Source organism: Niallia sp. FSL W8-0951, assembly GCF_038006525.1.
GTDB lineage: Bacteria > Bacillota > Bacilli > Bacillales > Cytobacillaceae > Niallia > Niallia circulans.
Genome location: NZ_JBBOVK010000001.1, coordinates 1,598,809 through 1,611,807 on the forward strand (window position 1 = coordinate 1,598,809; position 12,999 = coordinate 1,611,807).

Consider the following 12,999-nt stretch of genomic DNA (forward strand, 5'->3'; position numbering starts at 1 on the left):
GGTTTGGACCATACAAGATTTATCCCACTAAATATAACCTTCAGTGGAAAAGTCTTGTGAGGTCCATCCTATTTTGGAAAATTCCTCTTTTATTTTGAATATATACTATTATTATTTACTACTTGAAGCTCTCTAGTTGTTTTTACCATGTCACTTCCGCAGATTGGGCACTTTGGTGTCTCACTGCTTTTAAAATTATCACGAATCCAACATTTACATGTGTCTGATGTACAATCCCAAACCACCACTTCTTCTTTAACAATTTCTTCATTATTTCTTCTACCAAATCCCATTGCCAAATGAAGCACCTCCAGGAAGCTAATTATTTGTTAAAACTTCGATTCCCATATTCGTTCATAAAAGTAAATCATTTACTGCTACGAACTAAATAATGAACTACAAAACGATAGTTTTAACAGGATAAAAAATAAAAAACACTTGTAAACCAGAGAAAAACATAAAAATCCCTAAACAAGTGTAAACAAAAAATATGAACAAAATCTATTATTAAATATACCATATCCTGATAAAAATGTCAAACAGTTTATTATGCCATACTTTCTACCCTCAATGCAAATATTATTTTAAAAAACTACTTTATTTTTTTTAAATCGATTAGAGAGCAATTTAGTCCTAGCAAGAATACAATTAGCTATTCCCGCTTTTATATGATATTATTTTCAGAGTGAAAACACTATAATATTGTTGCGATTTTATTGGAGGTTTATGGAGTGAACATTAAAGAATATACTGTTGAGGAAATTAAAGATCCTACCGGCATTCTTGCTGGTCAGCGCTTTGAATTTTTTCTTACTGTCGAGTTTGATGAGGAAGATGAATTAGCAGATGAAGATCATTTACAAATAAAAATCTTATTTTCAGTAGACGTAAATGGATCCCGTATATTGAATTATCATTTTTATAATAGTTTAGAAAATAAATATTTGGATTATGGTTTAGAGGATGAAGAATTAGAACAAATACAAGCATTTTGCAAGCAGCATTATTTAGAGGATTAATATTAAACCAATGCCGTTCAGATGGAATTACGCTAATAAAGCTGGAGAAAATAATCTCCAGCTTTTTTCTTTATACTTCTACCGATTTTCCATCCTCTACAATATGGTGCATTAAATGAGCCAGATAGTGAATAGGGCCAAAGTCCTCTTCCTCTTCTTCGCCTTCTTCATATTGGAGATCATTTAGGTGCAAGGCAACAAATTGATAAAAATCTTTTAGTTGAAAACTAAAGCATGCTGTTGGTTCTTCCTTTTCTTCTTCATATTGCAGAACTAAGTATGATTCTTTACCGTGTTCATCTTCAGCGTCAAAATAAATAAAGAATCCGATATTTGTATCTAATTCAAATAATTGACGTGTACCGCCACTGGTAACACGATTAAAATCGTCCTCACTTAGTTTTTGCACAATCATTTGGTCTACTCCATCTTCTACATGAAAATTCACTGTAAATTCTTTCATGGTCTGCACCTCTTTCTTTCTCTATATCACTTAACAGATCAAAACTAACTCCACTTTAAACTCAATGTGGAACACAGCTGCATGATCCGTAAGAAACAAACATCAAGGAAATTTTTTCCCGCTTGATGAAAGTATTCTATCTTATTTTATCCAAACAGTTTCCATTTAGCAAAAAAAGAGCCCCGTAGGACTCTTCCTTACATTTTATAGTTTTGTTACATTTACAGCCTGCGGCCCGCGGCTGCCTTCTTCTATATCAAAATTAACTTCTTGACCTTCGTCTAAAGTTTTGAATCCTTCTGTTTGGATTGCTGAATAATGTACAAATACATCTTCTCCGCCATCTACTTCGATAAATCCAAAGCCTTTTTCTGAATTAAACCATTTTACTTTACCTGTTGCCATTTTTTTATTGCCTCCTAGATTTAAATAACAAGGATATATCCTATCCTTCATTTACCTAGTTTCCCCAATTTATTTCTTTTAAAACGCTGAAACATTAAATTCCATTATTTTCTTCCTACTATTAGGGAGACATAGGTATAAAGTAAACTTAAAACGATTACTTACTTCTGTTACGACTTCTAGGTCTTCTATCACCAGAAGAGTTCGGGCGTTTTCTATCATAGCTGCCTCGTTCTCCCCCACGATCAGAACGACGTCTACGATTACCGCCGCCAGATCGGTTATCTTTTTTCTTTGAACGCAGTGGCTCAACAGCCGTTAATTTAACTGGTGTAGCATCTGGCTCTTTTGTAAGAAGCTTCAATGCTGCTGCAAGTAGTGTTACAGAATCTGTTTCTTCTAATAAACCTTCTGCAACTCGCTTATACTCTGCATAGTCATTTTCTTCGATTGTTTTGGCAATTTTACTAATTGTTGCTTGTTGGTTTCCAGCTAACACATCTGTTAGAGAAGGAATCGGCTTTTTCGTCATTGATTTCTTCGTCACATTTTCAATAATACGTAAATGATCAAGTTCTCTAGGAGAAACAAATGTTACAGCAAGACCTTTTTTACCAGCACGTCCTGTTCTACCGATTCGGTGAACATAGCTTTCTGGATCTTGTGGGATATCAAAGTTATAAACATGAGACACACCGCTGATGTCAAGTCCTCTAGCTGCTACATCTGTTGCTACCATAATATCAATGCTTTGTTCCTTGAAACGACGAATTACTTGGTCACGTTTACCTTGTGGAATATCACCATGAATTCCTTCTGCAGAGTATCCACGTTTAATAAGACCTTCCACCACTTCGTCCACACGTCTCTTCGTACGACCAAAGACAATAGCAAGTTCAGGTGATTGAATATCCAGCAAGCTGCATAATACATCAAATTTTTGACGTTCTTGTACTTCGATATAATGTTGCTCAATGTTTGTAACAGTCATTTCTTTCGCTTTCACTCTTACAACTTGAGGTTCAACCATAAATCTTTCAGCAAGGCTTTGAATTCTTTTCGGCATTGTTGCTGAAAACAATAACGTTTGACGAGACTCTGGAGTTTCGCTTAAGATTCTTTCAATATCATCAATGAAGCCCATGTTAAGCATTTCATCTGCCTCATCAAGAACAATCATTTTTAAATCTTGTAAACGAATTGTCTTACGCTCAATATGGTCAATTAATCGACCAGGTGTAGCCGCAATAATTTCCGGCTTCTTTTTAAGTCCGCGAATTTGGCGGTTAATGTCTTGTCCACCGTATATTGGCAGGGTACGGATTCCTTTTACTGAGCCAATACGATTTAATTCTTCTGCTACTTGGACTGCTAATTCTCTCGTTGGAGCAATAACTAGTCCTTGAACTGCTTTGCCAACCTCAATTTTTTCTAATAAAGGCACACCAAAGGCAGTTGTTTTACCAGTACCTGTTTGAGCTTGTCCAATCATGTCCTTACCTGATAATGCAATCGGAATCGCCTGCGCCTGAATTGGTGTTGGCTCTTCAAATCCCATATTTGATAATGCTTTTTCTAAACTGCTGCTTAATTTAAAATCTGAAAAAGTTGTCAATACTTTTTCCTCCTTGTTATTGTACTCCGTTGATTGATATTCCTTAGAATATAGGGCCAGAAATGTCGTAGGATAGGATCTTTATCATTTTTAAATGAATGGATCCCACTAATTTTAGCGCATGATTACTCTTATATAGACCTTAAAACACCGCCCTATTATTAGGGACATTATTTGTTTAGAAAATACCAACCTAGAGTGTATTGTTTTATTTTGTTATAAATATATACTCTCCATTTTATTTCACTTTTTTTCATTTTCCAAAACATTAAGGTAAATAGGACCAATTAAAAGCCTGCATACCATACTTTAGTGGGAAATTATGTGGTTTTTTAACGGATGAATATAATGAAGTTGATGGAGAATTTTTTATCCAAATGCTAATCTAAGCCATTGATTTTTGTTATTCTTCCTTTCAATGAAAAACAAAAGCTTTATGGGAAACATCATTAAAAAAGGTGATGCATTTTGAAAGGCATCACCTTTTTTTGTTTTCTTATTAAGCTTTAGTTACGTTAGAAGCTTGTGGTCCACGGTTACCTTCAACGATTTCAAAAGTTACGTCTTGGCCTTCTTCTAAAGTTTTGAAACCTTCTGTTTGAATTGCAGAGAAGTGAACAAATACGTCTTGACCTTCAGAAGACTCGATGAATCCAAAACCTTTTTCTGCGTTAAACCATTTTACTTTACCTGTGTTCATTGTAAAACCTCCAAAAATGTGTTACACACTAAGCACCTAATATAACTTTTAGGAATCGATACGTCATTCAACATGAAAAAGCCGTAACTGAAATGATGTAGAAGAAATCGCCTACATACATTGCAGCTACGACCACCTTATCCATAAAACATATACCGAACTTAATTGCGTTACACTTATAATATAATTTTTTTACGTTTTTGTCAATAACGTTTTCAAAACTTATAATATTACACCAATGGTAGATTTTTCCTGTTTGATTTTTTAACGTTATTCCCCGATTGCTGCTTCTGCAGAGTCAACCGTATGCTTTAACAGCATACTAATCGTAACTGGTCCAACTCCTCCTGGAACCGGGGTAATGGCAGAGGCTTTTTCTAAACAAGCTTCATAATCAACATCTCCGATATTGCCTTTATTATAGCCGGCATCCAAAATAACGGCACCTAGTTTAATCCATTCACCTTGAATAAAATTAGGTTTTCCAACAGCAGCAATCACAATGTCTGCTTGTCTGACATGATTTTCTAAATGAACCGTTCTTGAGTGGCAGGTTGTCACGGTTGCATCTTTATTTAAAAGCAATGCAGAAACAGGCTTTCCTAAAATTGGACTACGCCCTACTACTACCGCATGTTTTCCATTAACTTCTATATTATAATGCTCCATAATTTTCATTATAGCTGCTGGAGTACAGGATGGATATTTACCAAATCCTAAAGCTGTTTGCCCATATCCAAAACTAGTAACACCGTCCACGTCTTTCTCAATCTCAATTGCTTCAAATGCTTTCCGTTCATCTATATGGCTTGGAACTGGATGTTGTAAAAGAATCCCATGCACCTTTTCATCCTTATTTAATGAATGAATCGTTGCTAACAACTCTTCTGTTGTTGTTTGTTTATCTAAATGAATTTTTCTTGATTCTATGCCGAGCTTTGCACATGCATTCCCTTTCATTCGTACATACGTTGCGGATGAAGGATCATCGCCAACTAATATTGTTGCCAAGCATGGAGTAATCCCTTTTTCCTTTAAAGCACTTATTCTTCCTCTTAATTCATCTTTTACTGCATTTGCTACTACATTTCCGTCTAAAATTAATTTTTCCGACATGTATATACCTCCTGGTAAATTATAAAAAAGAAGTGCTTTTTTGCCCTTCTGCCCAGACGACCGGCTATACATATACACAGCTCCCATATGGTTATTTCCATTTATGTCGTCAGTCACTATGTATTGATAAGTTCATTTGTATCATATCATAGCTCCCTTTCAAATAAAATAATCTTCCCGTTATTTTATTTGAAAGATAGTGGAAAGTACCAGATTAGCTTTATCAAATATAAAAGGACCTTTTAAGTCTGATGATCAACTCAGATTTAAAAGGTCCCATTCATGTATTCATCGATCGAATACAATTAAGCAATGCATATATTTAAGGAAATACACTTCTATTAAAAATGGTGTAATGCCTAAAACAACGAAAGCCCTACCTCTCTTTCATCCTTACGGTTCCTAGACCGCGCCAGTGTGAATTTAGGGTGAATTGTGCAGAACACAAAAATACATTTTTGAAAAAATAATGGAAGGATTAATCCGCATTAGGAAGGATTTAAATGTGTTTTTGAAGATAAATGGAGTGTAATTGTTTTGAATGCTATTATATAGTTGTTCCGTATACTTATAAATTTCCTGTTACTTTACACAATAATTCTACAAAATTCTGTTAAACCTCAAATACATACAAGGAACATCTTATCGCAAAATTTGCTTATAGTCAACTATTAGTTTCCCTATTTTTGTAAAAACGCTTATTTTGTGGAAGGGTTAATCGATATTCTCACTATTATCAGGCACTCGTTTCCCTCCATTTCATACACTTAATTACCATATTGTAATCAATGAGCTTCCTATCCTGTTGTCTGCTCGAGGCGACCGCATGAATCACTTACGTGCGGTCGCTTCGAGCTAACCAACCTATCATTTGTTCTAAAGAATTTCATTAAATGGGAAAGCCTTATTTCCTATTAACTTTCCATTACCCTGCAAACGGAATAGTTGCTTTGTGTATTTCTTTTTCTAGTTCGGCTGTTAGGGTATTAGTTCTTTCGGTGCTCCAATCGTAATATTCTGCCATGTATTCAATTACTGCATCTTTTACTTCCTTTACTTTAGCAATATCAAATAAAAGCATTCCTGTCCGTCTTAGTAGTACATCTGTCGGAGTTATTGCATATTCATATTCCATTGCATAGTGAATCCGTGCAAGTAGGACTGGGGAAAGTTCTTCATATTTCCCGCTTAACTCCTTTGCAATTTCATAAAGAATAGGCGCATTACTGCCATATAGCCTTGCAATGTTTTCTGCTTCCTCTTTTGAAAGTCCTCCATTCATTCCCTTTGATACAACATCTTGGATATACGTAGAAAAACCTTTTGAACCACCAACATCTCCACCAGAGATTGGCATCGACTTTGTCATACATTGTTTAAATGACTTCCCCGTCTTCTCTTGCAATCTAGTGGAAACAAGATTAACAACTGTTTCAGCCATTTTACGATACCCCGTTAATTTCCCTCCAGCAATAGTAATAAGCCGACTGTCAGACTCCCAGATTTCATCCTTGCGAGAAATTTCAGAGGGATCTTTTCCATCTTCCAAAATCAATGGTCTAACTCCCGCCCAGCTTGACTCCACATCTTCTGCGGAAACGGAGATCGAAGGAAACATAAACTTAATTGCTTCTAAAAGATAATCTCTATCTTCTTTCGACATCGAAGGATGAATGGGATCTTCACTATAAAAAGTATCTGTTGTCCCAACATATGTTTTTCCATCCCGTGGAATAGCAAAAACCATTCTCTTATCTGGTGTATCAAAATAAATCGCTTGTTTTAAAGGAAATACAGATTGATCAATAACTAAATGAACCCCTTTTGTCAGCTGAAGCGCTTTACCTTTTCGGCTTCCATCAATCGTTCTTAATGTATCAACCCATGGTCCAGTTGCATTTACCACAACATTGGCATAAATAGGGTAAACCGTATTTGTGATAAGATTTCTAACTTCTACACCTTCTACTTTTCCGTTTTTATCATATAGGAAGTTCTCTACTTTCGTATAGTTAATCGCAGCTGCACCACAATCTACGGCCTTTTTCATTACCTCTACAGTCAGTCGGCTGTCATCTGTGCGATATTCCACATAATACCCTCCGCCTTTAAGACCATCTTTCTTAATTAATGGCTCTTTTGCAAGTGTTTCTTCTTTCGATAGCATTTTTCTTCGTTCCGATTTTTTTACTCCAGCTAAGAAATCATATACTCTTAGACCAATATTGGTGGAAAATTTTCCAAACGTTCCTCCTTGGTGTAACGGAAGTAACATCCATTCTGGTGTAGTTACATGTGGTCCATTTTCATACACCACTTCTCTCTCCTTCCCTACTTCTGCAACCATCTTCACTTCAAATTGCTTTAAATAGCGGAGACCACCATGGACGAGCTTTGTTGATCTGCTTGAAGTTCCTGCTGAAAAATCCTGCATTTCTACAAGAGCAACTTCCATTCCTCTAGCTGCGGCATCTAAAGCAATTCCCGCTCCTGTAATACCTCCCCCGATCACTAACACATCAAATTTATTATTCATTAACTGTTGTTGTATTTTTTCTCTACTACTTGGCTTCTTTTGCAAAGTAAAACCCTCCCTATACTTAAAAAACTTGTTAGTTTAATAATTTCCTTTCGTAATACATTCAAAACAATTTAGTTTGTACATGATCTATATACAAACAAAAAGAGACCACAAAGTTACATTACCAATAGAACGATAATGCTTTGTGGTCTCTCCATTTCTCCAGACAAAAAATATTAACTTGTGTTTATTATATCATATTAACCTAGATATTCATAGTATTTATACTATTATATTAAACTTTAAAACAGTAGGTTCCCCTTTTATTTAAAAGCCATTGTAGCCTTAACAGCTTTCTTCCATCCAGCATATAATCCTTCTCTTGTCTCTTCCTCCATTTTTGGTTCGTAGGAACGATCTAGGCTCCATTGTTCCGCAATTTCCTTTTGATCTTTCCAGAAACCAACAGCTAAACCAGCAAGATAAGCTGCTCCTAACGCAGTTGTCTCATTTATAACTGGTCTTTCCACAGGAACATTTAATATATCTCCCTGGAACTGCATAAGGAAATTGTTTCGAACGGCTCCTCCATCAGCTCGTAGTGTTTTAACTTGAATATTCGAATCAGATTCCATTGCAGCCAGAACATCTTTTGTTTGATAGGCAAGTGATTCTAGTGTTGCCCGAATAAAATGCTCTTTTGTTGTCCCTCTAGTTACTCCAAACATTGCCCCTCGCACATCACTGTCCCAGTATGGAGTTCCTAATCCAACAAACGCTGGTACAATATAAACTCCATCTGTAGAATCTACTCTGCTTGCATAGTCTTCGCTGTCTTTCGCATCTTTTATCATTCTTAAGCCATCTCTTAGCCACTGGATAGCAGATCCTGCCACAAATATACTTCCTTCAAGGGCATAATTTACTTTTCCATCTATCCCCCATGCGATTGTTGTTAACAAGCCATGGTCTGATTTTACTGCTTTTTCACCTGTGTTCATTAACATAAAGCAGCCCGTACCATAAGTATTTTTCGCCATTCCCGTTTCAAAACATGCCTGACCAAATAAAGCAGCCTGTTGATCTCCTGCCACTCCTGCAATTGGAATTCTATTTCCAAAGAAATGTCCTTCCACTGTATGAGCATATATTTCAGAAGATCCTTTTACTTCTGGGAGCATCGATTTTGGAACTGTTAATATTTCAAGTAGTTCTTCATCCCATTTTAATTCATAGATATTAAACATTAACGTACGTGAAGCATTTGTATAGTCTGTTACATGCGCTTTTCCACCAGATAATTTCCAAATTAGCCATGTATCAATTGTACCAAATAATAAATCCCCGTTTTCTGCTTTTTGTCTAGCTCCATCTACATGATCTAAAATCCACTTTACTTTGGTACCTGCAAAATAAGCATCAATTAAAAGTCCTGTTTTATCACGGAAAAGCTGATTATATCCTTGTGCTTTTAGTTCTTCACAAATTTCATTTGTTTGTCTTGATTGCCATACAATGGCATTGTATACGGGCGCCCCAGTATTTTTATCCCATACAACAGCCGTCTCCCGTTGATTGGTAATCCCAATACCTTCTATTTGTTCCGGCTTAATATCTGATTCTGATAAAACTGTTGCAATAACAGCTAAAATAGAACCCCATATTTCATTTGCATTATGTTCAACCCATCCTGGCTTCGGAAATATTTGTGTGAATTCCTTTTGGGCCACATGCACAATATCCCCTTTTTTGTTGAAAATAATCGCCCTTGAGCTTGTTGTCCCTTGATCTAATGATAATATAAATTTTTCCATGAATAAAACCTCCCATTAGTAAATGCTTATGCTACTTTTTTACCAATACTTTTACTTTCCCCTTTTGTCTTAAAAAATGCAAGTAATAATACAATGACAGTAATCGCTATTACAATCCAAAAGCTTGATAAGACAACCCCTTTAAAGATATACGTATAAAAAACGGCTGCTAGTGATCCGCCTAAAATGGGACCAACAACTGGTATCCAAGCATAACGGAAATTGGATGATCCTTTGCCGGCAATTGGTAAAACAAAATGGGCAATTCTTGGACCAAGGTCACGTGCAGGATTAATAGCATAGCCAGTTGTTCCCCCTAATGACATCCCAATTACAACAATAAGCAAGCCTACAGCAAGCGGGTTCAATCCCTCAGCAAAACTATTTGCTCCAATAAACAATAAGCCAAGCACTAACATAAACGTCCCTATCAATTCGCTTAATATATTTCCAAAGGTATGTGGAATAGCAGGACCTGTTGAAAAGACTGCTAATTTTGCTTCCGCATCCTTTGTTGCACCCCAATGCGGGAGATAGTGTAAATATACAATACATGCACCTAAAAAAGCGCCAATCATTTGTGCCAAAATATACGGCAATACTTGATTCCAAGCAAAATCACCAGTGATTGCAAGCGCGATGGTAACAGCTGGATTTAAATGGGCACCACTAATACTTCCGACAGCAAATGCTCCCATTGTAACTGCCAATCCCCAGGCAAGAGTAATCACAATCCACCCTCCACCATTAGAGAACGCTTTCTTTAAATTCGCACCAGCTACAACGCCTCCCCCAAATATAATCAAAATCATGGTACCAACAACTTCTCCCATAAACGCAGACATCAAAATCCCCCTTTTCCTTGTTTCACTCTGTTAAAATTCTGACAATGAATTATATTAAACTGCTTTACCCCTAAACTACCATCATACTAACATTTATTTTTATCATTACAGAGTGATTGTCATATAACATGCAAAAAAAGGAGAACACGACAGATTAAGCCACTAAAATTTTGGTGACTACTGCGTGTATCTCCTTTTCTCCAACACATTAAATTAACTTGTAAGGTTATTGTAAACGCTTCCTGTTGGTCTGTCAATTATTTTTATTGTTTTCACTATAAAAAAATTATTTACTTTATTTTTTGCCATAATTCTTTTTTAGAAGTAGTTATACTAGTAGCCCCTGCTTCAATTGCATTGCTTATATCCTTATCCGTGCGAATCAAACCACCTGCAAGAATGGGTACATTTAAACTCTCTTTAATTTCTTTAATCATCCAAGGCATTGTTCCTGGAAGCACTTCGATATAATCTGGATGTGTTCGTTGTACTAGTTTAACGCTTTTCGCTATTGCATGACTATCAAGGAGAAATACCCTTTGAATTGCTATCACGTTTTTCTGCTTTGCTTTTAAAATAACCGATGATTTTGTAGATATAAGTCCATATGGTTTAAATTCTTGACAGATAAACTCTGTTCCAAAATCATCACTTTTCAATCCTTGGATTAAATCAACATGATAAATCATTTTCTTATTTGCTTTTTTTGCAAGCAAGCTTATATGTTTTAACTGTGAAACATGTACCTCTAAAAATACGCCAATTTCATAATCGCTTTTTAAAAACGCTTCGAATTCCTTCATATTTGATGATGCTGGAATAATAGGTTGATTCATTTCATTTCCCCCAAAAAGTTTCATTCTTAATCTCTTCATGACCATTCAAGGCTTCCCAACATTCACTACCGTTTCGTTTTAAATTCATATAGGCGAAATGCTAATATGCAAACAGCAGAATAGGCGATACCTATTGAGTAGCCACCTACAACATCTGTTGGATAATGGACACCTAAATATACTCTGCTTGTTCCTATTAAAAGAATAAGCATACAAGCAATTATGTAAGCCATCACTTTCTTTCCAGTTGAATTAAGCAAATGTATACATAAGTACGCACATGAGCTGAAGAAAATAAGAGAACCCATAGAGTGTCCACTTGGAAAACTATAGCCTTTTTCTATTATAACAGGCAATATATCCGGACGCTCTCTTTTGAAGAACCATTTAAGAAGCGTATTTAATAATGCACCAAAACCATTAGCAGAAATAAAAAAAATGGCTAAAGCATACTTTTTCTTCCATAGTAAAAGTACTGTAATAATTAGTATCGCTGCTGCGATAAACAAAATAGACCCTAAAAAGGTTATTCGTTCAACCCATATTGTTAATTCGTCTGAAATAAATGATTGAGTAAAATGGATGATTGTATCATCAAATGAAATAATATCTGAGCTCTTTACATGTCTTGCAATAATATAAAATAGCCCGCTAAAAATCAGGATAACTGCTAACATTACACCGATATATTTTGACGTTATTCTTCTCTCCATGTAAATCCCTCGCTGTTATATTTTAGTGCTAGCTATTTCGCAGTAGCTAGCACTTTATTTTTAAGCTTCTTTGACAACTTTCTTTCTTGTGGTCTTTTTCTTTTTTTCCTCTGTTTTCTTACTAGGCTTTGTATTATCAATAGATGCTTGTAGTGCAGCCATTAAATCCATGACATTCGATTCCCTTGGTTTATCTGTGCCTGTCACTACCTCTTTGCCAGCTTTCTTTGCTTCAATCAATTCAAGAAGAGCTGTTCTGTATTCATCTGTATATTTCTCTGGTGTAAATTCAGTGGTTAATTGATCAATTAATAAAATCGCTGTTTCTAATTCTTTTTTCTCTATTTGATTTACTTCCGGAACATTTGGTACATCGTCCACCTTACGAACTTCATCAGGAAAATGAATAGTTTCCATTACGAGAGTATTTTCATAAACCCGAATAATTGCCAGCTGTTCTTTGGAGCGAATAATAATTTTCGCAATTCCCACTTTCCCTGTCTCAAGTAAGGCTTGTCTTAATAAAGCATATGCCTTATTACCACCCTCACCGGAAGACATATAATAACATTTTTCAAAGTAAATAGGATCAATCTCTTCCATCTTCACAAAATCAATAATCTCCACTGCTTTATCTTCATTCTCTTTGTGCAGATTTTTCAAATCTTCTTCATCAAGCACAACATATTTTCCTTTTGCATATTCATATGCCTTTACGATTTCTTCTGGAGCAACTTCATTTCCACAAGCAGAACATTTCTTTTCATATTTAATTGGGGCATGACAAGCCTTATGAAGTGTTCTAAGCTTGATATCTTTATCTTCTATTGCTGAATGCAGCTTAATCGGTATGCTTACTAATCCAAAACTTATATTTCCTTTCCACATTGTATGCATAATTAATCTCCAATCTTATTAGTTGAACACAATATTTCTTTTATGAAAAAAAGCA

Annotated in this window: 13 protein-coding genes and 1 riboswitch; of the genes, 1 reads left to right on the forward strand and 12 read right to left on the reverse strand. The window is 35.6% G+C overall.

The window, feature by feature from the left end:
- Positions 1–89: 89 nt before the first annotated feature.
- On the reverse strand, positions 90–293 hold the full coding sequence (locus NSS71_RS07635; protein WP_171510321.1) for a cold-inducible protein YdjO-related protein: 204 nt from the start codon (positions 291–293) through the stop codon (positions 90–92).
- A gap of 438 nt (positions 294–731) precedes the next feature.
- Here NSS71_RS07635 and NSS71_RS07640 point away from each other — a divergent pair, with 438 nt between their 5' ends.
- Positions 732–1,019, forward strand: coding sequence for a DUF6509 family protein (locus tag NSS71_RS07640; RefSeq protein ID WP_061796385.1), 288 nt, complete (start codon positions 732–734; stop codon positions 1,017–1,019).
- Between the two features lie 70 nt (positions 1,020–1,089).
- Here the strand turns inward: NSS71_RS07640 and NSS71_RS07645 are convergent, their stop codons facing one another.
- From NSS71_RS07645 to ku, 11 genes are all read right to left on the reverse strand, one after another.
- Positions 1,090–1,482, reverse strand: a complete 393-nt coding sequence (locus NSS71_RS07645; RefSeq protein WP_047940492.1) for a hypothetical protein — start codon at positions 1,480–1,482, stop codon at positions 1,090–1,092.
- Positions 1,483–1,686: 204 nt separating this feature from the next.
- The gene (locus NSS71_RS07650) at positions 1,687–1,887 is read right to left on the reverse strand and encodes a cold-shock protein (protein ID WP_047940491.1); all 201 of its coding nucleotides are present in this window, start codon (positions 1,885–1,887) and stop codon (positions 1,687–1,689) included.
- Between the two features lie 157 nt (positions 1,888–2,044).
- Positions 2,045–3,502 carry a DEAD/DEAH box helicase gene (locus tag NSS71_RS07655; RefSeq protein ID WP_047940490.1) on the reverse strand — a complete coding sequence of 486 codons (1,458 nt, stop codon included), beginning with the start codon at positions 3,500–3,502 and terminating at the stop codon, positions 2,045–2,047.
- A gap of 499 nt (positions 3,503–4,001) precedes the next feature.
- The gene (locus NSS71_RS07660; RefSeq protein ID WP_016203922.1) at positions 4,002–4,202 is read right to left on the reverse strand and encodes a cold-shock protein; all 201 of its coding nucleotides are present in this window, start codon (positions 4,200–4,202) and stop codon (positions 4,002–4,004) included.
- 270 nt (positions 4,203–4,472) lie between these two features.
- Positions 4,473–5,318, reverse strand: a complete 846-nt coding sequence (locus NSS71_RS07665; protein WP_341151403.1) for a bifunctional 5,10-methylenetetrahydrofolate dehydrogenase/5,10-methenyltetrahydrofolate cyclohydrolase — start codon at positions 5,316–5,318, stop codon at positions 4,473–4,475.
- A 43-nt stretch (positions 5,319–5,361) separates the two neighbouring features.
- Positions 5,362–5,445: riboswitch (ZMP/ZTP riboswitch) on the reverse strand.
- Between the two features lie 798 nt (positions 5,446–6,243).
- Positions 6,244–7,854, reverse strand: coding sequence for a glycerol-3-phosphate dehydrogenase/oxidase (locus NSS71_RS07670; RefSeq protein WP_047940702.1), 1,611 nt, complete (start codon positions 7,852–7,854; stop codon positions 6,244–6,246).
- A 308-nt stretch (positions 7,855–8,162) separates the two neighbouring features.
- Positions 8,163–9,653 carry a glycerol kinase GlpK gene (gene glpK, locus NSS71_RS07675; protein ID WP_341151404.1) on the reverse strand — a complete coding sequence of 497 codons (1,491 nt, stop codon included), beginning with the start codon at positions 9,651–9,653 and terminating at the stop codon, positions 8,163–8,165.
- 26 nt (positions 9,654–9,679) lie between these two features.
- Positions 9,680–10,498 carry an MIP/aquaporin family protein gene (locus NSS71_RS07680; RefSeq protein WP_047940487.1) on the reverse strand — a complete coding sequence of 273 codons (819 nt, stop codon included), beginning with the start codon at positions 10,496–10,498 and terminating at the stop codon, positions 9,680–9,682.
- Positions 10,499–10,788: 290 nt separating this feature from the next.
- Positions 10,789–11,334, reverse strand: coding sequence for a glycerol-3-phosphate responsive antiterminator (locus tag NSS71_RS07685; protein WP_047940701.1), 546 nt, complete (start codon positions 11,332–11,334; stop codon positions 10,789–10,791).
- A 65-nt stretch (positions 11,335–11,399) separates the two neighbouring features.
- On the reverse strand, positions 11,400–12,047 hold the full coding sequence (locus NSS71_RS07690; protein ID WP_061796390.1) for a phosphatase PAP2 family protein: 648 nt from the start codon (positions 12,045–12,047) through the stop codon (positions 11,400–11,402).
- 60 nt (positions 12,048–12,107) lie between these two features.
- The gene (ku, locus tag NSS71_RS07695; RefSeq protein WP_047940485.1) at positions 12,108–12,944 is read right to left on the reverse strand and encodes a non-homologous end joining protein Ku; all 837 of its coding nucleotides are present in this window, start codon (positions 12,942–12,944) and stop codon (positions 12,108–12,110) included.
- Positions 12,945–12,999 lie beyond the last annotated feature (55 nt).